20 protein-coding genes and 3 tRNA genes are annotated in these 25782 nt (G+C 61.8%); 11 read left to right on the forward strand and 12 right to left on the reverse strand.

What is annotated here, in order from left to right; translation table 11 throughout:
• Positions 1 to 56: 56 nt before the first annotated feature.
• Positions 57 to 872 (reverse strand): pyrroline-5-carboxylate reductase, encoded by an 816-nt coding sequence (gene proC / locus J8C06_RS12560; protein ID WP_211430496.1) that lies wholly within the window; start codon positions 870 to 872, stop codon positions 57 to 59.
• A 197-nt stretch (positions 873 to 1069) separates the two neighbouring features.
• Here proC and J8C06_RS12565 point away from each other — a divergent pair, with 197 nt between their 5' ends.
• From J8C06_RS12565 to J8C06_RS12580, 4 genes are all read left to right on the forward strand, one after another.
• Complete coding sequence (locus J8C06_RS12565; RefSeq protein WP_211430497.1) at positions 1070 to 1840, forward strand: class I SAM-dependent methyltransferase; 771 nt, start codon at positions 1070 to 1072, stop codon at positions 1838 to 1840.
• 35 nt (positions 1841 to 1875) lie between these two features.
• Positions 1876 to 4407 carry an ABC transporter permease gene (locus tag J8C06_RS12570; RefSeq protein WP_211430498.1) on the forward strand — a complete coding sequence of 844 codons (2532 nt, stop codon included), beginning with the start codon at positions 1876 to 1878 and terminating at the stop codon, positions 4405 to 4407.
• Between the two features lie 122 nt (positions 4408 to 4529).
• The gene (locus J8C06_RS12575; protein ID WP_211430499.1) at positions 4530 to 6461 is read left to right on the forward strand and encodes an APC family permease; all 1932 of its coding nucleotides are present in this window, start codon (positions 4530 to 4532) and stop codon (positions 6459 to 6461) included.
• Positions 6462 to 6514: 53 nt separating this feature from the next.
• Complete coding sequence (locus J8C06_RS12580) at positions 6515 to 9724, forward strand: two-component regulator propeller domain-containing protein (RefSeq protein ID WP_211430500.1); 3210 nt, start codon at positions 6515 to 6517, stop codon at positions 9722 to 9724.
• 44 nt (positions 9725 to 9768) lie between these two features.
• Here J8C06_RS12580 and J8C06_RS12585 read toward each other — a convergent pair.
• The 6 genes from J8C06_RS12585 to J8C06_RS12610 form a co-directional block, all read right to left on the reverse strand.
• Positions 9769 to 9841 (reverse strand) — tRNA-Arg (locus tag J8C06_RS12585).
• Between the two features lie 112 nt (positions 9842 to 9953).
• Positions 9954 to 10475, reverse strand: coding sequence for an adenine phosphoribosyltransferase (locus J8C06_RS12590; protein WP_211430501.1), 522 nt, complete (start codon positions 10473 to 10475; stop codon positions 9954 to 9956).
• Positions 10476 to 10584: 109 nt separating this feature from the next.
• Entirely contained in the window at positions 10585 to 10863 is a 279-nt protein-coding gene (locus J8C06_RS12595) for an acylphosphatase (protein WP_211430502.1), read from the reverse strand.
• A 95-nt stretch (positions 10864 to 10958) separates the two neighbouring features.
• Positions 10959 to 11035, reverse strand: a tRNA-Pro gene (locus tag J8C06_RS12600).
• A gap of 82 nt (positions 11036 to 11117) precedes the next feature.
• Positions 11118 to 11591 (reverse strand): eCIS core domain-containing protein, encoded by a 474-nt coding sequence (locus tag J8C06_RS12605; protein ID WP_211430503.1) that lies wholly within the window; start codon positions 11589 to 11591, stop codon positions 11118 to 11120.
• 14 nt (positions 11592 to 11605) lie between these two features.
• Positions 11606 to 12103, reverse strand: coding sequence for a hypothetical protein (locus tag J8C06_RS12610; protein WP_211430504.1), 498 nt, complete (start codon positions 12101 to 12103; stop codon positions 11606 to 11608).
• 390 nt (positions 12104 to 12493) lie between these two features.
• Between J8C06_RS12610 and J8C06_RS12615 the strand changes: the two genes are divergently transcribed.
• Positions 12494 to 12847, forward strand: coding sequence for an RNA recognition motif domain-containing protein (locus J8C06_RS12615; RefSeq protein ID WP_211430505.1), 354 nt, complete (start codon positions 12494 to 12496; stop codon positions 12845 to 12847).
• 89 nt (positions 12848 to 12936) lie between these two features.
• Here J8C06_RS12615 and selD read toward each other — a convergent pair whose 3' ends face one another.
• Positions 12937 to 13983, reverse strand: coding sequence for a selenide, water dikinase SelD (selD, locus tag J8C06_RS12620; RefSeq protein WP_211430506.1), 1047 nt, complete (start codon positions 13981 to 13983; stop codon positions 12937 to 12939).
• Between the two features lie 147 nt (positions 13984 to 14130).
• Between selD and J8C06_RS12625 the strand changes: the two genes are divergently transcribed.
• The 3 genes from J8C06_RS12625 to J8C06_RS12635 are packed head-to-tail and all read left to right on the forward strand — an operon-like array spanning position 14131 to position 16652.
• On the forward strand, positions 14131 to 14700 hold the full coding sequence (locus tag J8C06_RS12625) for an RNA polymerase sigma factor (protein ID WP_211430507.1): 570 nt from the start codon (positions 14131 to 14133) through the stop codon (positions 14698 to 14700).
• Positions 14701 to 15498, forward strand: coding sequence for a zf-HC2 domain-containing protein (locus tag J8C06_RS12630; RefSeq protein WP_211430508.1), 798 nt, complete (start codon positions 14701 to 14703; stop codon positions 15496 to 15498). It begins immediately after the preceding gene.
• Positions 15499 to 15542: 44 nt separating this feature from the next.
• On the forward strand, positions 15543 to 16652 hold the full coding sequence (locus tag J8C06_RS12635; RefSeq protein ID WP_211430509.1) for a DUF4097 family beta strand repeat-containing protein: 1110 nt from the start codon (positions 15543 to 15545) through the stop codon (positions 16650 to 16652).
• Positions 16653 to 17003: 351 nt separating this feature from the next.
• Here the strand turns inward: J8C06_RS12635 and J8C06_RS12640 are convergent.
• Together J8C06_RS12640 and J8C06_RS12645 are read right to left on the reverse strand one after the other, a co-directional pair.
• A tRNA-Phe gene (locus J8C06_RS12640) sits at positions 17004 to 17079 on the reverse strand.
• Between the two features lie 50 nt (positions 17080 to 17129).
• On the reverse strand, positions 17130 to 18263 hold the full coding sequence (locus J8C06_RS12645; protein ID WP_246602163.1) for a branched-chain amino acid ABC transporter permease: 1134 nt from the start codon (positions 18261 to 18263) through the stop codon (positions 17130 to 17132).
• Positions 18264 to 18470: 207 nt separating this feature from the next.
• Between J8C06_RS12645 and J8C06_RS12650 the strand changes: the two genes are divergently transcribed.
• Positions 18471 to 19928, forward strand: coding sequence for an amino acid permease (locus J8C06_RS12650; RefSeq protein WP_211430510.1), 1458 nt, complete (start codon positions 18471 to 18473; stop codon positions 19926 to 19928).
• A gap of 68 nt (positions 19929 to 19996) precedes the next feature.
• Here J8C06_RS12650 and J8C06_RS12655 read toward each other — a convergent pair whose 3' ends face one another.
• The gene (locus J8C06_RS12655; protein WP_246602164.1) at positions 19997 to 21370 is read right to left on the reverse strand and encodes a heavy metal-binding domain-containing protein; all 1374 of its coding nucleotides are present in this window, start codon (positions 21368 to 21370) and stop codon (positions 19997 to 19999) included.
• Between the two features lie 42 nt (positions 21371 to 21412).
• Positions 21413 to 22726, reverse strand: a complete 1314-nt coding sequence (locus tag J8C06_RS12660; RefSeq protein ID WP_211430511.1) for a nucleotide sugar dehydrogenase — start codon at positions 22724 to 22726, stop codon at positions 21413 to 21415.
• 124 nt (positions 22727 to 22850) lie between these two features.
• On the opposite strand from J8C06_RS12660, the gene J8C06_RS12665 reads away from it, so the two are divergent.
• Both J8C06_RS12665 and J8C06_RS12670 read left to right on the forward strand, forming a co-directional pair.
• Entirely contained in the window at positions 22851 to 24413 is a 1563-nt protein-coding gene (locus J8C06_RS12665) for a sensor histidine kinase (RefSeq protein ID WP_211430512.1), read from the forward strand.
• Positions 24410 to 25774: a sigma-54-dependent transcriptional regulator gene (locus J8C06_RS12670; RefSeq protein ID WP_211430513.1), complete on the forward strand. Its 1365-nt coding sequence runs from the start codon at positions 24410 to 24412 to the stop codon at positions 25772 to 25774. Before J8C06_RS12665 ends, J8C06_RS12670 begins: the two co-directional genes overlap by 4 nt.
• The last annotated feature ends 8 nt before the right edge of the window (positions 25775 to 25782 follow it).

The following is a 25782-nucleotide window of genomic DNA, read 5'->3' on the forward strand; positions in this document are numbered from 1 at the left end:
GTGGGCCAGGCAGTGGGCCAGGCCAGGACGCAAAACGGTTTCCGGCGCGGCCTCGACTAGCTGTTGACCAGCTCGCGGGCGCGTTCTGTGGCCCGGACGACGGCTTTGATCAGCGTGACACGGAGCTTGCCTTCTTCGAGTTCAAGCAGTCCATCCACCGTGCAACCGGCCGGCGTCGTCACGCTGTCCTTGAGCAAGGCCGGATGTTGGCCAGTTTCAAGCGCCAGCTTTGCCGCCCCAAGCATGGTTTGCGCCGCCAGAAGCGTAGAAATGTCACGTGGGATGCCAAGTTTGACGCCGGCTTCCGACAAGGCTTCAAGCACAACGTAGATGTAGGCCGGCCCACTGCCGGAAAGTCCGGTGACGGCATCCATGAGTTTTTCTTCGAGGAAGGCCGTTCGACCAACGGCACTGAAGATTTCTTCAGCCATTTGCTGGTGTTCCAGGGTTGCACGGCGTCCCGCACAGAGGACGGACATGCCCTCGTTGAGGAGCGCTGGCGTGTTGGGCATGACGCGGATGACGGCGGCTGGGAACGGCAGTCGTTCCTCGATGAAGGCCGTATTGATCGACGCGGCGACGCTGATGAAAAGCTGCGAGGCTGAAACTGCCGGGGCGATGCTTTCCAGGACGGCAGCCATGTTCTGCGGCTTGACGGCCAAAATCACGATGTCGCGTCCGGCAACCGCCGCGGCATTGTCGGTTGTGACGGGGATGCCCAGTCGCAAGTCCACCCGCGCCATCGAAGACGGACGGGCAACCGAACCAATCAGGTTGGCGCGCTCGACATCGGCTCGGCGAACCAACCCGGAAACCAGGGCTTCACCGAGTTTGCCGACGCCCAGAATGGCAATCTTTTTGTCGAAAAGCATAGGAAGGGTGATCCAGTTCTGAAAAAATTCCACGCCAGCTTACCCGGCGGCAGTGGTGCATCCGGCACGGCGGCCACGCCAGCGGCAGGTGAGCCGTGACGCGCCCAGAGGGGCGTGAGCAAGTTGACATACCATGACAAGCTTCCGATGTGAAATCCTTGGGTTGACGAAGTCTTGGGATAAGAAGTGTACTGTCTATGATGAATGTTGACTTGGCCCAAAAACTACTTGCAGCCCAACGTTGGCACCACGACTTCGAGGTGCTCCCCGGACTGCGAACAAACGGAGCCTACAACCCAGAGGGACTCTGGAACGAGCTGCACCTTCCGGCGGATATGACCGGCCTGCGGCTGGCGGATGTCGGCGCTTCAAACGGCTACTTCAGCTTCAGTGCGCACCGGCCGGGTGCCGCCGTCACAGCGTTTGATTACCGGCACCGAGACAACTCTGGTTTTACGCTGTTGTCGCTGATTCAGGGCGTGGATATTCCACATCACCAAGTCAACGTCCTGGAACTATCCCCGGAGGTGTATGGGCAGTTTGACATCGTGTTGGCGCTTGGCTTGCTCTACCACACACCTGACCCCTACCGCGCCCTGGTCAACTGCGCCAGCTTGGCGTCTCAGCGGCTGTTGGTCGAGTCGTACTGTATCGATCACCGGCTACCGGAGGCGCTGCGCGTAGAGCCCGTGATGCGCTTCCTGCCCGACCCGGAACGGTTCCCCAATCAAGGCCAGCCCAATGACGATCCCAGCAACTTCTGGGGCTTCACGTCGGTTTGCTTGAAGCAGATGCTGGAAGACGTCGGCTTTGCCGTGGATCGGATCCGGGTTGAAGCTGACCGGGTGCTGGCTGACGCGCACCGCGTTGGCGGGAACGACCACCGCCTGCAACTCGCCTACCAGTGCTTTGACCACCAGCCCCCCACCGGCGATCCCCTGGACCCAGCCGCCTGGACGATTTTTTAACCGTGGCGACTTTTTAGCCGTAGCGAACTGGTCCTATGCTCTTTTCCTTGCGGATGCTCTGGCGTGAAATGCGTTCGATGTGGCGTCAGATGCTGTTTTTCCTCCTCTGCATCGCCGTGGGAACGGGGCTTATCATGACCCTGCGGTCGGCAATCCAGAACATCCGAGCGGCGCTCGTCAAGCAGACGCGGAGCTTTCTGGCGGCAGATTTAGAGGTGCGTCTGCCCTATGGACGGGTCGCCGCGCTGCGCCCACGCCTTGATGAAATCCTGATGGCCTTTCCTGATGTTGGGCGCACGGATGTCATTGAACTGGCAACCGGGGTCGTGGCTGACAATGAGGAGGCACTCCGTGTTCTGGTGCGCGCCGTGGATGAACACTACCCGCTGGATGGCCAAATTGCCCTGGAAGGCGATACCTACCGCTACGAACTTCTGGCCAATCGCGGCATTGTCGTCTCGGCGTCGCTGCTGGAGCGCCTTGATACCGGACTTGGGAAACCACTCAAGATCGGCAATCAGTCCTTCACGATTCGGGGGGTATTCAAGCGCGAAGGTTCGTCGGCTGCCCTGGGTGAGGCTACGCCGGTGCTGATGACCAGTGCTGACCTCAAAACCACCGGGCTCCTCACTGCCGAGGGACGCGGGACGTACTTCATCCGGCTGCGTGTGGGCGACCGCCCCGACCGGGTGGAGGCCGTGGCGCAGACGCTCCGCCAAAGCCTGCCGGTCAACAGCGGCGCGTCGGTTGAGACCGCCCGCGCCCGCGAGGGGCGTGTCGTTGACCGCCTGGACGAAGCTGAGAACTTTTTTAGCCTCGTAGGCTTGGCGGTGACCATGCTCGGCGGCGTTGGGATTGCCAGCGTGACTTACACCATCATTGGTCAGCGCGTACGCGCCATCGCTGTTCTCAAATGCTTGGGAGCCTCCGATGCCCTTGTGTTTCGCGTGTATGCGCTCCAGATGGGGCTGCTTGGCCTGTTGGGGAGTGCCCTTGGTTGGGCGCTGGCTGAATTGTCCGGGCGGGTCTTTGGGCCAGACGTTGCCACCCGATTTCCGTTCCCGGTGGCGTTTGTCTTGACTTGGTCGGCGATTGGGCAGGGCTTTGGCGTTGGACTGATCGTGGCGCTGGCCTTTTCGGTTGTCCCCCTGGTGGGCATCCGCAATGTCAAGCCCAGCCTGCTGCTTCGGAGTCGCCACGAGGCACTCAGGCTGCCGCTGCGCTGGGTCATTCCAACAGGGCTGGCGGCCGTGGCTATGCTCTATGCGCTTTTCATCTGGCAGGCAGGGTCGTTCAGTCTCGGCAACACCATGTTTCAGGCCATGGTTGTCACCTTGCTGGCGCTGTATGGCGTGAGTTGGGTGGTGATTCGTTTGGCGGGCGCGGCCCGGCAGGTTTCAGGCTTCACCCTGCGCTACGGACTGGCCGCCCTGCGGCGTCCGGGCAACCAAGCGGCAGTCATCGTGATGACCGTAGGCGTTGGCCTCTTCTTCGCGCTGACCGTGCGGTTGCTTGAACGGAATTTGCTCGACAGCGTCAACTTGGCTGCTTCTGAAAATCTGCCGAATCTTTTGCTGTTCAATGTCCTTCCGTCCCAAACGGACAGTGTCAGTGCCCTGGTTGAGCGTCAGGTTCAGGCAAAAACAACGTTTATTCCGATCATTTCGGCGCGGCTCACCGCCATTAACGGCCAGCGCATAGACTTTGCTGCCATCAAGGAAGCCAGCCGCCGGGCGGCCGTGGACCGGGAGTTTCGCCTCACGTACCGGTCAGAGCTGGATGCTGGCGAACAAATTGTTGAAGGGACGTGGTGGTTGGCGACCCCGGCTGAACCGCTGGAGTTGTCGCTGGAAACGTTCTTGCAAAAAAATCTCGGCGCGCGGGTGGGTGACCGCTTGACGCTCGACATTCAGGGGCGCGAGGTTTCGGGCGTCATTCGCAGTATTCGACGGATTGATCCCCGGCGGGGACAACAGTTTTTTGCCATCGTGGCGCGCCCCGGCGGCGTGCTCAGCCAGGCTCCCCAAACCTTTTTGGGAGCGGTCAAAACCGACGCCTTTGATCGCTCGCCCGATGCATATCGCAAGTTGACGCTGGCGCTGGTAAAAGGGTACCCGAACATTTCAGTTGCGTTGACCAGCGACTTCCTGAAAACCGTTCGTGCGATCCTGGATGGACTACAAGCGGCGTTGACAATGATTGGAACCTTGGTCGTCCTGAGCGGCGTCGCCATGCTGGTCGGGGCAGTTGCGCTCACGCGCTACCAACGACAGTATGAAACCGCCCTGCTCAAGACGCTTGGCGCGCGATTTGTCACCCTCTTTGGCATGACCATCGTCGAGTATGGCGCACTGGGCGCGGCCGCAGCGGCAATTGGCGGCGGCGGCGCGTTGGGCGCAAGCTGGTATGTCACCTGCACCGTGCTGCGCACGGCATGGCAGCCTTTTTGGGGCGATTGGCTGATCGGCATCGCCGGGACGCTCGTACTCGTCATCGTGGTTGGCAGCGTTGCCAGTTGGGACATTCTCCGCAAAAAACCGCTCGGTGTGCTGCGGGGCGGCGACTGACCTCGAACCGGATTCGGCGCGGCGTGACCCACGGCCTTGGATAAAACCAAAAATGCTTTAGAATGCCGCCCCGGAGCGGGTGCGTCTCCAGGCAGAGCCAGGACTCGGTGCCCGACAAATGTATGCTGCGAACGATTGTTCGATTTCGGGCTTGGTTCTTGGAAGGCGCGCGTGACCGGACACTTTCCGCCGCCAAACCGGTTGCCCATGCCCATCCCACCAAGGCGTGGTGGCAAGTGATGTGCCTGACCGGGGTGGATTACTTCTCCACGCTGGCTTACCAACCCTATATTGCCTTTCTGGCCGTTGGCGCGTTGGCCCCGGTCGCCACGCTGTTCCTGGTCGCGCTCACGCTGCTGGGCGCGGTGCCGATGTATTGGCGCGTTGCCCGTGAAAGCCCAAACGGGCAGGGGAGCATCGCCATGCTCGAACAGTTGTTACCGGGCTGGCGTGGAAAAACCTTCGTCCTGTGTCTGCTGGGCTTTGCGGCAACCGATTTCATCATCACGATGACCCTGTCGGCCGCCGACGCCGCCGAGCACTTGATTGAAAATCCCTTTGCCCCGCACTGGCTTGACCATCGGCTGCTCTTGACGTTCTTCCTGCTGGTGCTGTTGGGCGCCATTTTCCTCAAGGGCTTTGCCGAAGCCATTTACATTGCCGTTGGGCTGGTCATTGCCTTCATGGGGCTGAATGTCGTGGTCATCGGCCGCGGCCTGTATGAAATCGTCACGCATCCAGAGGTCTTTCCGCGTTGGCAGGAAGCCCTGACGGCTGGTAGCTCACACGGAAACCTATGGCTCATCCTGGTGCTGTCGTTGTTGTCTTTCCCAAAGTTGGCGCTCGGATTGTCCGGCTTTGAAACCGGCGTGACCGTCATGCCCCTGATCAAGGGGGATCCGTCCGATACACCGGAGCATCCAGCCGGGCGCATCCGCAATGCGAAGAAACTACTTTTGACCGCAGCGGTCATCATGTCGCTGGCGCTCATCGGTAGTTCGTTGGTTACGACACTGCTCATCCCGCCATCGGAGCTTGCGCCGCAGGGCAAGGCGGCCGGCCGCGCGTTGGCTTACCTTGCCCATGACTTCTTCGGCGTTGGGTTCGGCACGCTCTATGACCTGACGACGGCGGCGATTCTGTGGTACGCCGGAGCCTCAGCCATGGCTGGGCTGCTCAACCTCATCCCGCGCTACCTGCCGCGCTATGGCATGGCCCCCGAGTGGGCGCGCGCCAACCGTCCCCTGGTGATGGTCATTACGGGGGTTACGCTCTTTGTGACCTGGTTTTTCGATGCCAGCATCGAGGCGCAGGGCGATGCCTACGCCACCGGCGTGCTGATGCTCATGCTGTCGGCCTCGATTGCCGTTGTCATTTCGGCGCGCCGCGACGGCGGGTGGACCTACGTCGGGTTTTTGGCCATCGCGCTGGTGTTTACCTACACGACGTTGGAAAACATCCGTGAGCGTCCCACCGGCTTGAAAGTTTGTCTGGCATTCATTTTGTCGCTCATCTTCGTGTCGCTCGTGTCACGGGCGCTCCGCGCCACGGAGTTGCGGACACGGCGCGTCGTTCTGGACGACAAAGCCCAGCGGTTTTTGCGCGAAGCCGTGCGAAACCACATGCTGCGGATTGCGGCCAATCGGCCACAGACCGGAACCGAGCGCGAATACGCCCGCAAGCGCGCCGAACTCAAGCGCGTTCACCGCATCAACCATGACGAGCCGGTACTCTTTTTCGAGGTCAGTATTGCCAACCCATCCGAGTTCAACGACGATGTGCTGGAAGTGCATGGCGTGACTGTGGGCAAACACCGGATTCTACGCTGCGACAGCCCGGCCGTTCCCAATGCCATCGCCGCCTTTCTCCTTCACGCCCAGAAGGAAACCGGAGTCATCCCCGATGTCTATTTTGGGTGGACGGAAGGCAGCCCGATTGGCTACGCCTTCAAGTATCTCTTCCTGGGCGAGGGCGACACGGCTCCGGTCGTTCACGAAGTCCTGCGCAAGGCCGTTGATAACCCGGAAAAACGTCCGTGCGTTCACGTTGGTTGAAAGTTCTCCGACGCGGTAGCTTACCTTCCGTCCGGCGTAGCGGCTGGGTGGTTATGTGTGGGTTGTGGTGGCTGGTCTGGATCGCGCCGACCGTTGCCCTTGACCCGCGCAAAACGGTCACGCAGTACGGGCAGGATGTGTTTCAGGAGGGGCTGCCCCAGCAGAGCATTCACGCTGTTTTACAGACGCGGGATGGCTACCTGTGGTGCGCGACGTACGAAGGCGTGGCCCGCTTCAACGGCGTCAGCTTCACTGTCTTTGATCGCAGGAATACGCCGGCGCTCAAAAGCAACAGCGTGTGGACCCTCTGCGAAGACCGCGCCGGGACGCTGTGGCTCGGGACGCTGGGCGGTGGCGTGACGCGCTACCAGGACGGTGTGTTTTCCACGCTCTCCAAAGCGGACGGGCTCCCCAGCGATTTTGTCTATGCCCTGTGTGAAGGGCCGGACGGCGCGATGTGGTTTGGCACCGACCGCGGCCTCGGTTGCTTTCGGCAGGGGCAATGGACGACCTATGCTGCCGAGCAAGGGCTAGCCGGGCTGAACGTGCGCGCCCTGTGTTTCGATCGGCACGGACAGCTCTGGGTTGGAACGGAGGGCGGGGGCGCCTACCGTTTCGTGGATGGGCGCTTCGCGCCGTTGACGGCGGCCGAGGGTGGGCGCGGCGATACGGTCTATGCGATCCGGGAAACCACGGACGGCACGCTGTGGTTCGCCTGCTATGGCGTCGGGCTGGTGGCGCGGCGCGGCGAGCAGATCAACCTGTACACAGAAAAAGACGGATTGCCCAGCCGACTGGTCTGGACGCTTTGGGAAGACCGCGACCACGCCTTGTGGATTGGCACCGATGGCGGCGGCGGCGCGCGGCTCTATGCCGGGCGCTTCGAGGACTTCACGACGCGCGACGGGTTGACCCAAAACTTCGTGAGGTCACTTTACGAGGACCGGGAAGGGAGCCTGTGGTTCGGCACGAATGCCGGACTGACCCGCTTGCGGGATACGACCGTGACCGTCTTTGGTGTGTCCCAGGGCCTCCCCAGTGACAGCATCCGCAGCATTTGCGAGGACCGGGACGGCCGCCTCTGGATCGGCACGGATGGCGGTGGCGTCTGTCGCCTAAACGGTCGGCAGGTCATCACCTATGACAAATCCAACGGCTTGACGAACGAGGCCGTCCGCGCTGTGTTTCCCGACCGGGATGGCGGCGTCTGGGTTGGCACGAACGGGGGCGGCGCTTGTCTGATTCGGGATGGCCAGGTCGTGGCGCGCTATGACAAGTCCTGCGGGCTGTCGAATGACGCGGTCTATGCCATTTGTCAGGACGCCACCGGGGATGTGTGGATCGGCACGTATGGCGGCGGACTCAATCGCCTCCACGCCGGGAACATCACCATCTTCACGGTTGAAAACGGACTGCCGAACAACACCATCCGCTGCTTGCTTCCGAATCGGGACGGTGGCGTCTGGATCGGCACGAACGGCGGTGGACTGAGTCTATGGCGGGATGGAACGTTGACCACCTACAGCACGGCGCAGGGCTTGCCCAACGACACGGTTTTCGCGCTGCACCAAGCTTCGGATGGCACCCTGTGGATTGGGACGGAAGGCGGATTGAGCCGCTTGCGTCAGGGGCAAGTCACGTCCGCGACCAGCCGGGTCGGACTTCACGACGACAAAATCTTTCACATCCTGGCCGACGCGGACGGCTTCTTCTGGATGAGCTGCAATCGCGGCATTTTTCGCGTTCGCCAGGCTGACTTGGAAGCCGTTCTCGATGGCATCCGTCCCACGCTGGAATCAAAAGTGTATGGCATCCCGGATGGGATGAAGACCCGCCAGTGCAATGGCGCGTCCTCGCCGGCCGGCTGGGTGACGCGGCAGGGGGAGTTATGGTTTCCGACCAGCCGCGGCGCGGTGCGGATTGCGCCACGCGAGTTGGTTTCCAACCCCTTGCCGCCGCCGGTGTGGATCGAGCGGGTCGTGGTCAACGGCGTCCCCCAGGTGATGGCGCCGACGGCGCAGGCCTTTGCCGAATTCCCCCAGGCGATGGGACGGGTTGAGTTCGAGTACGCCGGGCTGAGCTTTCTCATCCCGGCGCGCGTTCGATTCCGTTTCCGTCTGGAAGGCTATGACGCAGACTGGGTTGAGTCCGGCGACCGCCGGGTGGCTTTCTACACGAACCTTTCTGCCGGGCGGTATCTATTCCGCGTCCAGGCCTGCAACAACGACGGCGTTTGGAACGAAGTCGGCGCCACCTACGCCTTTTACTTGCGCCCGCCGCTCTGGCGACGGTGGTGGATGCTGGCGCTCTATGGGCTTGGAGCCGCCGTCGCCATCTACGGCGGGGTTCGCTGGCGATTGGGCACCCTGGAGCGCCGCGCCGCGCGGCTGGAATCCATCGTTGCGGAGCGGACGGCGGAAGTCGTCCGGCAGCGCGATGAAATTGCCGTCCAGCGTATGGAAATGCTCGACAGCATTCGTTACGCCGAGCGCATTCAACGGTCAATGCTGGATTACCGGGGGCGAGTCGCCGTGGCGCTGGCCGAGCATTTCATTCTATTTCTTCCGAAAGACATCGTGTCCGGCGATTTTTACTGGTTTGACCAAGTCGCGGATGGCGTGATTGTAGCGGTTGCCGACTGCACCGGCCATGGCGTGCCTGGAGCGCTGCTTTCGATGGTCGGCAGCGCCGCGCTGACGCAAACCGTGCGGGGGGACGGCGTGACTGAACCGGCGCTCATCCTCGAACGTTTGGATGTCAGCCTCCGGCAAACCTTGCAATCAAGCGAAGATACCCCGGATGCCAAGCCGACCGGGACGGCGGATGGCCTGGAGATCGCGCTTTGTCATCTCGATGTCCGCAACGGGCTTGTGACCTTTGCCGGGGCCGGGCGTCCACTGTATTACCACGCCGTGGAGGAGGGGCTGGAGCCCGGCGGACTCATTCGCCAGGTGCGGGGGAATCGCCGGGTGATTGGCGGCAACGCGCGTCATCAAGGGGAAGCGTTTGTGAGTCACCAGTTGAGGGTAGGGCAGGGGTTGACGTTGTACTTGGCTTCGGATGGCTTGACCGATCAACCCGGTGGTGAGCAGGGACGCGGCTATGGCACGAAGCGCCTGCGCGCCCTGCTTGGCGCACACGTCGGGGAACCGATGCCCGCGCAGCGGCAGATGGTGCTGGCGGACCTCCGCGCCTATCAGGGGGATGTTCCCCAACGTGACGACATCACCTTGGTTGGAATTCACCTGCGCCCGCCAGCATAGGCTTGTCGGGCCACGCGCGCTGAAGAGGGAGTGGGCAAAAGGAGTGCCTGCGGCCGGAATCGAACCGGCGACCTACCGCTTAGGAGGCGGTTGCTCTATCCACTGAGCTACGCAAGCAAAATGCGCGAGGGCCGTGACCCAGCCATCGGTTGAAAACGGTCAGGCCTTTCACTGTAGCGTGACCAACCCGGGTTGCTCAAGACAGGAACCGTCCGTCCCAGGGATGGTCTCAGCTATCGTACTTGAGCAGGGATGTCACCGGATAGGATGCCAGCTTTTCGCGTCCGCCCAAGAATGTCAGTTCGACGAGGAAGGTCAGCCCAACGACTTCACCGCCTAGCTTTTCGACCAGCGCCACGGTCGCCGCGGCCGTTCCGCCGGTGGCGAGGAGATCGTCGGCAATGACGACCCGCTGGCCAGGCTGGATGGCGTCCCGGTGGATTTCGAGCATGTCGCTGCCATATTCCAAGTCATAGCTGACACGCTCGACCTCACCTGGCAGCTTTTTGGGCTTGCGAACCGGCACGAAGCCGGCCCCCAGTTGATAAGCCAATGGCGGGGCAAAAATAAAGCCCCGTGCCTCAACGCCGATTACCACGTCAATCGGCTGGCCGGACAGCGCTTCACTCATGTGGTTGACCGCCAACTTGAGTCCACGCGAATCTTTGAGCAGCGTTGTAATGTCGTAGAACAGAATACCTGGCTTGGGAAAATCAGGAATTTCACGAATCAGTCGTCGGAGTTCGTCCATTGCGCGATCCTCAGCAGATGGCTGGTTTGGCAAACTGGCAGCGTTGTGCGGCTCAGTCCAGTCTCGCTTACGCCAGCCGCTATGCCTAGCCTAACGCAATATAGGGAGCCTAGCGCAAGATACGAAACTCATCGTAATGAAGTGAGGCGTCCGCTTCCGTGACTTCAATCCCTTCCACCTGGGCGTTGTAGGGCCCGAAGCTGAGTTCTCGGCGGAACGTCTCCATGACATTGGAGAGTCCTTTTGCCCAGGCCTCGACGCTCCCATCTGGCAAATTGCGAACCCACCCAACGACACCTAGTTCCCGTGCCACACACAGAACGAAGTAACGATAGCCGACGCCTTGCACCCGTCCTGTGACGCGAAAGTGTCTTGCTATCAACGTCATCACGCCGTTCCCGCAAGTCTGGAAATGGTCTACCGCGCAGGCGAGGACGAAGCCTCGACTGTCGCGTGCCGCTTATATCGCTCTTGCTCGGAAGATGGTCGGGGCGAGAGGATTTGAACCTCCGACCTCACGGTCCCGAACCGTGCGCTCTACCAGGCTGAGCCACGCCCCGTTCGGACTGTTGCAGCCGGTGCACGCCCAAGGCTAATGGTGGCTGAAACAGCCACCAGACTATCCAGGTTCACGGGCTTTTGTCAAACGAAAAGCAGTTGCTGACAGATGGCCGTGGCGCGCGCCCGGGCCTCGATTTCAAAGCAGATGTTTTCGTATGCCGCGGCCAGTCCGTCGCCGCGCCAGAGGTTGCTGACGAAAGCCAGCCCATAGCGAACCGTAAAGCCAACGTAGCCATGACGACGGTACTGGGCAACGTGCGCCAGCTCATGCGCGATGAGTTCGATACCGGCCGGAGTCTCTGGCGCGTACTGGTTTGGAGCGACCCAAACGAGCGAGCCAAGCGTAATCGCAAGTGGCGGGATGACTGCCAGCCGACGCACCCACCAGGGCACGCCGTCCACGCGCCAGAGTATGTCGTCAAGGTCCAGCTCTGGAAAAAAAGGCTGCAACTGCTGGCGGGTGGCGCTCGGAAGGTGGCGCCAGCCCGGTGGCGGCGGTCCTTCCCATGACCAACCGCCCAGCCCGGTCAAGAGAAGCCGCAGTGAGGTCCACATGCGCCAGTTCGTTCTCAGCTCAAAGCCGGAGCAAAGTGCTCGGCGTGCCAGCTCTGGGCAAAGGGGCGTTCCCACCGACCTGCTCGCAGGTCGCCCAAGGTGCGCACCGTGCTATCGAATACTGGTGTCTCGGCGCTGATGTGTCCATCGCGGACGAGTCGGCGGAAGGTCGGGCGGTCAACCAGTTCGACCCCGGTGGCACTCCGGTAGGCAATGTCGGCAGTGTCGGCCAGCGCCACGCCGGCACTACGAACTGCCGCGCTTACCGCATGAAACATACTGTCAATCGAACACCCAGAGACATCGTTGCGGGTTTCGTCCGCCGCGACCACGATGAAGCGTTGATCGAGGATGGCAAAGCCGCCACGCACGCGCGCGCCATGCGACATCCAATCAGCAACAAACGCCGTCAGCGCGTTCTCGATGACGGCCACACTCGCGGAAGCGAGCGTCTCGGCGGTTGTGAAAACCCAAACCCGCGCCTGATCCGGCAGGGCATCCAGTGTTGGCATGATGAACGTCTCCGTGAATACAAAAAATGCTCACCAAGCCTAATCTACCATGCCGCATCTAGGCTTGACCGGCCGCGTTCCCTCCCGCGTCCTTGTGTCCGGGAGTCAGTCCGCGACGCCTGCCAAGGGTCGGTCGTCAAAGGATTGTTGCATTTTATGAATGCACAGCCTACACTAGCTCTCGTGTATACCTTCTCTTGCTCATCAACGGTGACGTGCCTCGTTTCGGATAGTGGTTGGGCGTGGCGGTTTCGGATTAGTCGGAGATAGGAAGGTCTTGGTTATTCACGAAACCCGCCGCTCGTCGGCTTGCTATGTGTCATTCTTTCGCACCGTTCCAGAATGGATGCCTGGCTGGGGTTTCTTTATCCGAAAGAGGAAAACGCATCCATGAAGCTCTATGTTGGTAATTTGAGTTTTCAGACCACGAGTGAAGACCTGCGGAGTTATTTCTCGCAGGCCGGCGCGGTCGAATCAGCGCTCGTTGTCGAAGATCGTGACACGAACCGCTCACGCGGCTTTGGTTTTGTCGAGTTCTCGTCAAACGAGGACGGCAACAAAGCCATTGAAATGTTCCACGGCACGGAGTTCAACGGACGGACGCTGACCGTCAACGAAGCGCGTCCGCGTGAAGAACGCAGCGGCGGCTATGGCGGTGGCGGTGGCCGTCGTGGTGGCGGCGGCTATGGCGGCGGTGGCCGTCGTGGCGGCGGTGGCGGCGGTTACGGCCGGGGTGGCTGGTAAGCCTGTCCCAACCACGAATGTACGGGGGATGCGCCCACGCGGGCGCATCCTTTTTTCATGTTTTCGTGTTTTCATGTTTTCGTGCGCGCTCATCGCACCGTGATCCGTCCGGCCGCGCCGGGGAGCAACCTCCCGATCGGCGCGGCGCATGGCGTCTGACGGGCGCGGAGTTCACCAATGAGGCGCTCCGCTCGGTCGGGCGCGACCGCCAGCAGCAATCCACCCGAAGTCTGCGCGTCACACAGGAGCAGTTGGTCGGTTCGGGTCAGGCGTGGAGCGTAGTCGGTCCAGTCGTTGAGGAAGCGCCAGTTGGCGTGGGTGCCACCGGGAATGATCCCCTGCGCCGCGTACTGTTTTGCGGCTGAGAGGATTGGAATGGCGTCGAAATCAACTTCGGCGGCATACCCACTAGCATGGGCCAGGTTGCGCAAATGACCCAGGAGACCAAAGCCGGTGACATCCGTTGCCGCTCGCACGCCCACCGCGTGGGCGGCTTCGGCGGCCATCTGGTTGAGCGTCCGCATGAGCGCAATGGACTCGCCGATGGCGCCCAAGGTGTCGGCGTCGTTTTTGGCTGCCGTCGTGATGATGCCAATGCCAATGGGTTTGGTCAGGATGAGCACGTCGCCGGCGCGTCCGGCCGCGTTGGTCAGCAGGCGATCAGGCGCGACCATCCCGACAACGGCGAGTCCGTAGATGGGTTCTTCGCTCTTGATCGTATGCCCGCCGACGATGCTGACGCCGGCGGATGCCGCCGTCGCCGCCGCGCCGCGCAAGATGTCGCCCAGGACGCTGGCTTCGAGACGGTCATCGGGGAACCCGACCAAGTTGAGGGCCAGGCGGGGCGTGCCGCCCATGGCGTACACATCGCTCAGCGCGTTGGCGGCGGCAATGGCGCCGAAGTCGGACGGGTCATCCACGATGGGCGTGAAGAAGTCCGTGGTCAGGACGAGCGCGAGTTCATCGTCGAGACGATACACGGCGGCGTCATCGGCGGTGGCACTCCCGACGAGCACATTGGGATCGGTCGGCAGAGGAAGCTGCCCCAGCAGGGAAAAGACATAGCCCGGCGGCTGCTTGGCGGCGCAGCCGGCCCGCTTGGCCAGTTGGGTGAGACGAATGCTATTCGCTGCCATGGTGGTGACGGGTGGGAAAACGTGACGCGACCGTGAAACTTTTTTGAGGCCGATTGCACATGCTCTGTGACGAAGCAACTTTCGCGCGGGGCAAAGCGTATGCCGTCGCAGTCACATCGTACTGAATTTGGAACAGCGGTTCACGTTATGGATGACGCCTCGCCATTGACCAAACCATCCGCGCTGCCCGACGCGGAAACGTTTCAGCACTGGTTCAACGCTCATGCGCGGTCGGTATTCACATTTCTATACCTGTTGGTGGGGCGGCGGGAAGTGGCGGAAGAACTCACGCAGGAGACGTTCGCGCGGGCTTACGAACATCGCGCCACGTTACGTGACCGTGACCGGGTTGCCGCCTGGTTGTTTGGAATTGCGCGCAATGTGTCGCGTGAGCACGTCCGTGAGTACCACCGGTGGGATTCGCTGGATGACGTTTTCGATGACGATTCCCAACCCGCGTCGGGGGACGAACGCCTCCCGGATGCGGCGCTTTTGGAGGCTGAACTACGCTTCGTCGTTCGGTCTGCGCTCGCCAAACTCGACGCCGACAAACGCATGGTGTTCATCCTGCGGACATTCGAGCAGTGCAGTTACGAAGACATCGCCGCGATTACGGGTTCTTCAATCGGCAAGGTCAAGACTGACCTGCATCGCGCGCGGCTGGAAATGCGCCGCCACGTCCGACCGTATTTGTCGGTGGGACAAGGAGGTGACTAAATGGAATGTGAACGTTGCCTAGAACAACTCGACGGCTACCTGGATGGTGAACTCGACGCCCGGTCGGTAACCTCACTGGAGGCGCACCTGCAACAGTGTCCGGCCTGTTCGGCTGAATGCCGCGCCCGCCGGTGGGAGCAGCGGGTGTACCGTGATGCCGTGGCGGGCGTGACGTTGCCGGATACCATCTGGCCGCGCGTTGCTGCCAATATCGCCCGCGCCGATGCGCGCCAGGCGCCGCGGACGGCCCCCCGCTGGGGGCTGCCAAGTGGTTGGTGGGCGCTTGGGTTGGCGATGGGCTGTGCGGTGGTGGCGTTTGGTTTATGGTCACTGTGGCGGCCCCCGGCCACCACGGAGCCACTGCTTGTCCGGCAAAACGCGGCCGCGACCGAAAAAACGGCACCGCCGCTCATAGGTGGCGCCCCGGCGGTTTCTGAAAACACCACGCCGTCAGATGCGGTCATCATCGAGCCACCCCGCCGGCGAACGGTTCCCACGGCGCCCCCAGCTCCGCGTCAGCTATCGGAAGCTGAACGAGCCTTGCAACAGGCCGAACAAGCGTACGTGGTGGTCATCGAACGCCTTCAGTCACAAGTCCGGTCGCGGCAGTCACAGCTCGATGTGTCAACGCGGACGGCGCTAGAGCAGACGCTTTCTGAACTCGACGCCAAAATCGCGCAAACCCGCGAGGTCGTGCGGCAATCGCCGGCCGACCCGGCGGCCATGCATTTCCTGATGACGGCCTACCGGAAAAAGGCCGAGGTATTGAGTGAAGTCGTTGTGATTACTCAGAACTAAAGAGCTGAAAAAGCTGAATGATTCGCAAAATAGAGGGTTTCATCATGAGAACGGTTTTGTCTGTGGCACGTGGCTTGGCGCTGGTCTGGGTGGTCGGTTGCGTGCCGGCCCTGGCGCAAGAAATTCGTCAACCCCTTGAGGGCAACGGCCGGGTGGCAGTGGAGTGTTGGCATGGGCAAGTTTCCATCACCGGCAAAGATGAACAGGTTTTGACCATCGCCACCGATGGCGATGCCTCGACCATCAAGCTCAAACGGTTGGATGACGGTGGGTATCAGGTATCCATCGAGCCGCCCAAGACGCCCCACCGGCTGCAAATCAGCGTGCCGCGGCAACTGCTTTCGCTCGATGTCAAGACCCGTAGCGCTGGCGTGCAGGTCAGCGACGTGGCAACCCTGCGGGTGGCGACCATCAGCGGCAATGTGTTGGTTGGGCAGGTGTCGGGGGAGGTGTCTGTAGCGACCACGAGTGGGGACGTGAAGCTCAACCAAGTTGGCGCTGCCCGGCTTCAGACGGTGAGCGGTAGCGTGAGCGCGCAAATGGTGACGCAGGAACTCAGTGTGAGTACGGTGAGTGGGCGGCTGAATGCCTCGGATATTGGCGGTGACGTGACGGCGCAGCTCGTCAGTGGCAGTGCCGAAATTCGTTGTGGGCGTGGCCGAGTCGAGGTGTCCACCGTGAGTGGCGATGTGAAGTTGGCGCGGCTCGAAAATGAGATCGCCGTTGAGACCACGAGCGGCAGTGTTCTGTTCGCCGGGGCGCTCACGCCGGTCAAGCGCTGTAGCATCAATGCTTTTTCCGGTGACATCCGGCTTGTGGTGCCCGAGACGTGTGGTTTTGAAGCCAAGTTCAAAAGCTTCAGTGGCACAATCAAGTCTGATTTTCCACTGGACGGCTCTGATGCGCCGGAGCGTCGTCAAGCCCTCCCGTCGCCGCCCGGTCCGCCCGTGGTTGTTGGCGCTCCGCAGGGGATGCCGGGTCTCCCGCCGCCGCCACCACCGCGTCGTCCGCCCCCGCCTCGGCAGGGTTCGTACATCGTCTGGCGCCATGGCGATGGCGCGGCCAAGGTCTTTTTGAACACGTTTAGCGGCAAGGTGTTGGTTGTGCGGGACACCTCGCCGGGCGAGCCGCCCTGCGTCGCGCTGCCCCGGTAGCACGACCCGGATGGCGGCGCGTTTATGGCAAGGTAGCCGGCAAGGTCACGCTTCAGACACAGGCAAGCGCCCGCTCAATCCGAACGCAACGTGAGATAAGACCGGAGCGGGTGAAATAGAGACTTTGCCGGGTGGGTCAGGGTGGCTCTGTCCGGCACGGGAACCGAACGATGGGCGAACGCGGCGCTCACCAGAACGGGGCGCACATTGAGGCAGCGCTAGACAAGCTACAAAAGCCGCCTCAAGCTGGCGCTCTGGTCGTCGTCGCCGGAGTTTCTGGCGCGATTACCCAGGAAGTACCCAAAGAACTGGGCTAGCATTGGTGTAGTTTTGGCAAGTTGTTGATTGTTATGGTGGCTAGGGAGGGAATCGAACCCCCGACACACGGATTTTCAGTCCGTTGCTCTACCAACTGAGCTACCTAGCCTTGCGTTGGCAAAAGTCAACCATACGGTTTTCACCCCGCGCTGTCAATCATCACCTTTGGCCTTGAGGTTCGGCGTCGTCCTGAAAGCAACGCGCCAGCCACGACCATTCCCGGCGTCCGAACAAGCCCTGCGGACGCGCGATCATCAACCCCACCAGCAGCAGCGAATACAGTACCATCCGGTAGTCCGGGAGATTGGCAAGAAAGGGCAGCGCGCTCACGACTGACGCCGGGAGCACGCGCGTCAGGTCGCGTAACGCTTCCGGCAAGATGGTCAGCGTTGCCGCCCCCACCATCGCGCCGGAAATGCTCCCCAGCCCGCCCAGGACAATCATCGTGACGATTTCGACCGAGCGAAGAAAGGTAAATGAACTCGGATTCAGATAGTTGTCGTAGTGCGCGTACAGCCCGCCAGCAACGCCCGTCAGCGCCGCGCTGATGACGAACGCCGTGGTTTTGGCCCGCGTGGCGTCAATGCCCATGGCGGCGGCCGCAATTTCGTTTTCACGCACCGCAGCCAGGCTTCGTCCGAAACTCGAATAAGCCAGACGACCGACAATCGTAATCGTGCCGATGGTGGCCAGCGCCACCCAGAAAAACATGGTGTCTTCCAAAAACAAGGCAAACCGTTGGTCGGGCAACTGGCCCGGAACGTCCGGCCCCTGCGCAATGTTGGTAAAGCCGAGCGCCCCGCCGGTGGGTTCGATGTTGAGCAACACGACCCGGATGATTTCCCCAAACCCCAGCGTCACAATCGCCAGATAATCCCCCCGCAGCCGGAGCGTCGGCAGGCCCACCAGCCAGCCGGCAATGCCACTGACGACGGCCCCGACGGCCAGCGACACGACCAGCCGCCCGGCATGCACCGGCCAGGCCGGCAATCCGTCGAGCAAGGCGAGGAAGGGCGCTCCGAAAAAATGCGTCATCGCCCCGGCAGCATAAGCGCCAAGTGCCATGAACCCCGCATGTCCGATGGAAAACTGCCCCGCGCAGCCGTTGACCAGCGTCAAACTGACGGCCAGCACGATTGAAATCCCAACCAGCGTGATAACCCGCAGATAGTAGGCCGACAATCCATAGCCACCGACACCATGAACAAACATGGCGTTGAGCAGAAATACCCCAGTGACCAGGCCCGTGGCGATGACCCAGGACCGTGCCGGATGTCGTGACTTGGTATTCAAAGCTTCCTCTCGTGACCAATCCTCATACCGATCAAGTTTTTGCGCAAACCAAGTTTTTGCAAGCCGGTGCGGATTCGCGCTATGTTGCCGCTACCGGACAGCCAAGCCTGCGACATGGTTAGCCTTCAGGGCCTGACGTGCTGCGCGGGCGTCTGCGCTGGCCGCATCAAGTCCGACATCTCACCCAAGTTACTAGAGGAGTGTAGCGTGGCAAATCAGCTCTTCGTGGTCAAATCTATTGACGAATTACAAGCGCAGTCGTCGGTTGAACAAGGTTCACTCAAGCGAACCCTCGGCCCGATCAACCTGACCGCGCTGGGCATCGGCGCCATCATTGGCGCCGGCTTGTTTTCCATCACCGGTCTCGCCGCCGGCAACAACGCCGGCCCAGCCGTGACGATTTCTTTCGTAATTGCGGCGGTGGGATGTCTCTTCGCCGGCCTCTGCTACGCCGAGTTTGCCGCCATGATTCCGGTGGCCGGCAGCGCCTACACCTATTCTTACGCCACCATGGGCGAACTCATCGCCTGGACCATCGGGTGGGACCTCGTGCTGGAATACGCCGTCGGGGCCGCAACCGTCTCGATTAGCTGGTCGCGCTACCTAGTGAAGTTTCTGGAGTACTACAACCTCGCCTTGCCGCCCCAACTCACCATGTCGCCGTTCGATTCTATTACCACGGCCGGCGGGGCCACGGTGACGGGCATCGTCAATCTTCCGGCGGTGTTCATCGTCGTGGCCATGTCGCTCATCCTCATCAAGGGCACGCAGGAGTCCGCCCTGGTCAACAACATCATCGTGGCGCTCAAGGTGGGCGTTGTGCTCGCGTTCATCGGACTGGGATGGGGCTTCATCGAACCCAAAAACTACGAGCCCTACATCCCACCCAACACGGGCGAATTCGGCAGCTTTGGCTGGAGCGGAATTGTGCGCGCGGCCGGCATCATCTTTTTTGCCTACATTGGCTTTGACGCCGTTTCGACCGCCGCCCAGGAAGCCCGCAACCCCCAGCGCGACATGCCGATTGGCATTCTTGGCTCCCTCGCCATTTGCACGGTGCTTTATATCCTCTTTGCCCATGTGATGACTGGGCTGGCCCATTATTCCGAGTTTCAGGGCGTCGAAGGCATCGCTCCGGTGGCAACGGCCATCGCCCATACGCCCTATAAGTGGCTCAACCAGGGCATCATCCTGGCGATTCTCGCCGGCTACGCCTCGGTCATCCTGGTGATGTTGCTGGGGCAGTCGCGGGTCTTTTTCTCGATGTCGCACGACGGGCTGTTGCCCAAGATTTTTTCGGAAGTGCATCCGCGCTTCCGTACGCCGTGGAAATCCAACGCGCTGTTCGCGGTTTTCGTGAGCCTGTTCGCGGCATTCGTCCCGGCGCGGGTCGTCGGCGAAATGACGAGCATCGGGACGCTGTTTGCCTTCATTCTGGTGTGTGTCGGGATTCTGGTGTTGCGCTACACCCAGCCCGAACGCAAACGCCCGTTCAAAACGCCGTTCGTCCCGGTCGTGCCGGTGCTCGGCATGCTGGTCTGCTTTGCCATGATGGCCGCCCTGCCACTCGACACTTGGTTGCGGCTCGTCATCTGGATGGCCGCCGGGTATGTCATTTACTTTACCTATGGCATCCGATACAGCAAGTTGAAGCCGGCCGCCTGATCCTCCCCGCTGACCAGAAGCTTGGTCGGGCAGTGTCACCCGGCGCGGTGCCACCGCCCGCAGGGTCGTCAGTGTTTGGGCTGAAGACTGAGCGGAGCGCTCTCGCTAATCCAGGTGTCCTTGTCGTGCATGACGGCTTGCGGCGGCAGCGCCGGCGAGAGCGTCTTCGCTGCCGGATGGCGCTTGACGGCCGTGCCAATCGCCAAAAACTCCAGCAGTCCGTTCATGTCATTGACGTGGGTTTTGATGCCCATCACGTCGTCCGCGCCCAACTGCTCGGCTTCGGCGGCAATCAGTCCAATGGCGTGCTCCCGCGCCTCATAGATGAGCGAGGTCAGTTCACTGATTTCGCCCCGCGCAAACGACTTGAGCGCCGACATGATGCCGCCGACGAAGCCCAGCGAATAGACCGCCGTTCCGAGCACGAGCCGCAGTGGGATATACCCCAGGTTGGCCAGATTCCACGTTTCCTGACAGGTGAGATCGCTGGTGATGGGTTGTTGTTTGAACTCCGCCGGAAGATCGGGATGAAAGACTGCCGTGCCGAGCATCATCATCTCGTGAACACCCTGAAACGGTTTGACACTCGTCTGGATGCCGAGCACGGCGTTGGCCCCGGCTTGCCTGGCTTCACCGGCAATGCGGTCGAGCGCCAAATGACGGGTGGCATTGAGCACATTGCTAAACTCCCGAATTTCACCGCGTTTGAGGCTGCGCAGCCCGCCCATGAGTCCACCGCCCAAGCCAATCGAGTAGGCCACATTGCCAAACACGAACTGAAGCGGTTGGTAGCCCGCATCGAGCAGGCAATACAGGTCTTGCCCGTCGCCGCTCATCGTGAACTCCAACTGCCCGGCCGCGGACGTGGTTCGGTGAACCGTCGAGGCAATCGAGAGAAACTCAATGTTGCCGTGGAAGTGTCGCAGCTCGCTCGTCACGCTGGTGATGCCCACGCCGCCGTAGGCTTGCGCCTCACGCACCATCCGTTGGTAGGACTGAAACCGGCCTTCGTGAATCAAGTTGGTGACTTGGCTGACTTCACCGCCAATCAGCCCCTGCACGCTCGATCCCAGGCTCCCCAGCAAGCCCAATGAATAAACGCTATTGCCAATGATGAGGCTGCCGGGCGTAAAGCCTTTCTGATGCAGACAAAACATCTCGTTGCCGGAAAGCCCGGTCATGATGGTTTTCATCTTGCCGCGCCCCAGCGTTTGCTGGAGATTCTGAAATTTTGCTGGCGGCGACTGGGGGACCGCGCCCGGCGGCGCCGCGGCGCAGACCTCGCGCAACTCAGGCGCTTGGTGGGCCGGAATCCAGTTGAGTTCGCCTTTGCGGACATAAGCGTTTGGCGGCACACGGCCTTCGGCAATCCACTGCCGCAACGTCGTGAGGTCAGTTGTGTAGGCCTGACCGTTGAGGTTAACCGTCCAGGCTTGGTCCATCGGTTTTTCTACCCTCTAGATTGGAAAGATGGGCGTGACGATTCAGGCCTTGGTGACTTTGTCGCTCACCAGCTCGGCTGGCAACCCGGCGCAAACGTTGCGGGTATCAATCACCAGCGGTGCATGCTGGACGACAAAGGCATAGTCAATACTATCGTGCGCGGTGCAGATCACGACGGCGTCGCTCTGCGCCAGAACCTCTGCGGTCAAAGGGACGGAAGGCGTCCCCGCGTAGGCTGGATACTCGCGCATGGGCGGCGCGACCGGAATGTGCGGATCATGGAACAGAACCTGCGCCTGGCGGGCGCGCAGCAGGTCCCAGATGGCGAAGGTCGGGGATTCGCGTGGGTCGTCAACGTTTTTCTTGTAAGCCAATCCCAGCAGGAGAATGTTCGCGCCCCGCAGCGGCTTGCCGGCGTCGGACAGGGCTTCGAGCAAACGGGTGACGACATAGCGGGGCATGCTGGTGTTGATGTCGCCGGCCAGTTCGATGAACTTGGTTTGAACGCCGAACTCGCGCGCTTTCCAGGTCAGGTAAAACGGATCAATCGGAATGCAGTGCCCGCCCAGGCCCGGCCCCGGCTCGAACTTCATGAAGCCAAATGGCTTGGTTTTGGCCGCGTCGAGCACTTCCCACACGTCGAGGCCCATGGCGTCAAAGACAATTTTGAGTTCGTTGACCATGGCGATGTTGACGCACCGGAAAATGTTTTCAACCAACTTGGTCGCCTCGGCGACGCGCAGCGACGACACCGGCACGAGCGTCTGAACGGCGTGTTGGTACAGCGCCACGCCGGCCGCCAGGCAATCGGCTGTCAATCCACCGATGACCTTTGGGATGTCGCGCGTTCCAAAGTTGGGATTGCCGGGGTCTTCCCGTTCGGGCGAGTACACGACGTGGAAATCCAGTCCGGCGCGCAAGCCCGATCCCCGTTCCAGCCGTGGGATCAGTTCCTCTTCGGTCGTGCCCGGGTAGGTCGTGGATTCCAGGCTGACGAGTTGCCCGCGCCGTAACCGCGGAGCAAGCGTTTCGGCCGTGCGGGTGATGAACGACAAATCAGGTTCGCGGTGCGCCGTCAGCGGGGTCGGGACGCAAATCACGATGGCGTCCGCGCTTGCCAGGAGCGTGGAATCGGTGGTCGCCGTGAGTCGCCGGGTGGCCGCCGCTTCCGCAATCACGGCGGCCGGGACGCTTTTGATGTAAGCGCGCCCGGCATTGATGGCCGATACCTTGTGCTCGTCAATATCAAACCCAATGACCTGACATCCGCCGCGAATAAACTGCACGGCGAGCGGGAGGCCCACGTAGCCCAGCCCAATAATGCCAACGGTTGGATAATCTATGTGGTGCGGCATAAGCTTTTTTATTCTTCGCTGCGACTCCTATGCTTCGCTACAACCGGCGTGGTGAGGTAAGCGTTTGCAACCCATACCGTGCGCCGGAAAGCGGCGTCAAGTTCATCGGCAGAGCCTAAACGATATGGCTTTGAAACTGCATACCCGTACAACCCTGCTGGCCTCGGCCATCACGATTGCCGTCCTGGGCGCCTTTGTCTGGCTGTCAAGCCGTGAGCTGGAGCGTTTGCTTGGCGAAGAGCAGCGGGCGCGGGTCAAGCTCCATGCCGTGACGTTGGCCGACCAGATCGCGCGCCTGCCAAACGAGCAAACGGCGCTCAATCGCCTGTTGGCACTGTCGAAGAACGCGCGTCCCGGCGCCATCGGCGTGCGCGTGTGGGAGCGCGCCGGGAAGTCTTATGGCGTGACCGCCGCCGTCGTGGACGATGATCTCCCCCCGCCTGACCCGGAAGCCATTGCCAAATCACTGCGGACGCCGTCCGTGGCAAACCTGCCCACCAGTCGCCCGCTGAAGCCTGGCGGCGAGGAGGCCTACTGGGTGTGCGTCCCTATCAAGCGCCCCGGCCGCCCGGAAGGGGCCGTGGAATACGTCGAGCGCTTTGATGCCGCCCCAGACGTGGTTGCCCGCTACCGAACCTTGGCGCTGTGGCTGGCGCTGGGTTGCGTGGCAACGATTACACTGAGCATGAACTGGCTGTTTCGGCGAACCGTGTATCGTCCGATTGAGCGCCTGCTGAATGCGATGCACCGGGTTCAGTCCGGCGACCTGTCCGCGACGGTTGATATTCGCGCGACCGATGAGCTTGGCCGCTTGGCGGCCGGCTACAACCAGATGCTCGGACAGGTTCAAGCCATGACGGATGAGCGCGAACGGCAACGCCAGCTTCTGGAAGAGCGCATCGCCGAGGCCACCGCCGAGCTATCCGAACGCAACGCGCAGCTCGCCCAGCTCAACCGTGAGCTGTGGGAGCTGACGCGCCGCTTGACGGACATGGAGCGCCTGGCGGCCGCCGGACAGACCGCCGCGCAGTTGGCCCACGAGGTAGGGACGCCGCTCAACCTCATCAGTGGCCATGTCCAGCTTCTGAGCGCCGATCTCGGCGACAATGCCAAGGCCCAGAACCGCCTGGAAACCATTGCCGCTCAGATCGAGCGCATCGAGCGGATCGTCCGCGCGATGCTCGACCGCACGCGGGCGGACGTGAGTGAACACGAGCTGCTGGACCTGTCTGCCGTTTTACGTCGGACCTTCGATGTCGTGCAGCCAGCGCTCGACGCTCGAAACATCCATCTGGTCACCAACATCGGCAACACCGCCTTGCCGATTCGGGGCGCGATGGACCGGCTCCAGCAAGTGTTCATCAACTTGTTCAACAATGCCGTGGACGCCATGCCCCAGGGCGGACAGTTGATGGTGGACGTCACGTGCTGGGAAACGGGTGGCAGCGGCGAGCAGTTTGTCATCGAGGTCAGCGACACCGGCACGGGGATGCCGGAAGACGTTCGCGCCCGCGTTTTCGAGCCATTCTTTACGACCAAGCCGCGCGGCAGCGGAACGGGTCTCGGCCTGGTGGTGGCGCGCCAGATTATCCGCGAACACGGCGGAGAGATGACGGTGGTCAGCCAGCCCGGCCGCGGGACGACCATTCGCCTCACGCTGCCGTCGGCGGTGGAGCAACCGGCATGATCAAGCGTATTCTGGTTGTGGATGACGACGCGGCTTCCTGTGAGTTGCTGCGCGAAATTTTTGCCGCCCGCGGCTGGGATGTGGCCACCGCCACGACCCCGGCCGCCGCACGCCGCTGCTTTGCGGAGCAGCCCTTCGACCTCGTGGTGAGCGACATCAACCTTGAAGCCGATGCCACGGGACTCGACCTGCTGAAAGACTTTCGGGCGCGCTGCCCCGTCATTCTCGTCACGGGCTTCGGGACGCTGGATGCGGCCGTGACGGCGTCCCGCGATGGCGCCTGGGACTTCATCTCGAAGCCGTTCAAGGTGGATCAAGTCGTGTCGGTCGTGCAGTCCGCGCTGGCCAGTCGCGGCATGTCATCCGCGCCGCCGCCGGCGGCGGAACGCTTCGTGGACACCTCGGGCCTGGTCGGGCGGTCAGCCCCGATGGTGGACCTCTACAAAGAAATCGCGCGCGTTGCGCCAACGCGCTCAACCGTTCTCATCCTGGGTGAATCCGGCGCCGGCAAGGAACTCGTCGCCCGCGCCATCCACCAGCATAGCCCGCGCGCCGATGGGCCGTTCGTGCCGGTCAACTGTGGCGCGTTGCCGGAAAACCTCCTCGAATCCGAACTGTTCGGTCATGTTCGAGGTGCATTTACCGGAGCGATTGCCGAGCGAAAGGGTTTGTGGGAAGAAGCGCATCACGGCACCCTGTTTCTCGATGAGATTGGCGAGATTCCGCTGGCCATGCAGGTCAAGCTCCTGCGCGCGTTGCAGGAAGGTGAAATCCGGCGGGTCGGCGCGGCGCGCGCCCAGCAGGTGGATGTGCGGGTGATTGCGGCGACCAATCGGGCACTGGAAGCCGAAGTGTCTGGCGGACGGTTTCGGGAAGACCTGTATTACCGACTCACCACGGCAACCCTGCGCGTGCCGCCACTGCGCGAGCGGCGCGAGGATATACCCCTCCTGTCCAAGGCGTTTTTGCACAAAGCCACAAAAACGCTTGGCCGGAGCGTGCAGTTTGAGCCGTCCGCCCTGGCCCTGCTGGAAGCCTATGACTTTCCCGGCAATGTCCGCGAGTTGCAGGCCGCGGTCGAGTATGCCGCGCTCCATGCCCGCGGTGGCCTCATTCGTCTGGAAGACCTCCCCCCGAAAATGCAGGGAACGCGCGCCGACCGACCAGTTGCTTCAGACTGGGAAAAGCAGTGCTTTGCAGCGTTACCGACGCTAGATGAACTGGAGCGCCGTTATTTGGCGCACGTGCTCAATGTGGTCAAGGGCAATCGGACACGCGCCGCCGAGGTCCTTGGTATTGACCGCCGGACGCTCTATCGCATGGCGGAACGTTTCGGGATCAAACTCACCGATGAATCATAGTGCTTGCG

The organism is Chloracidobacterium validum (genome assembly GCF_018304825.1).
Classification (GTDB): domain Bacteria; phylum Acidobacteriota; class Blastocatellia; order Chloracidobacteriales; family Chloracidobacteriaceae; genus Chloracidobacterium; species Chloracidobacterium validum.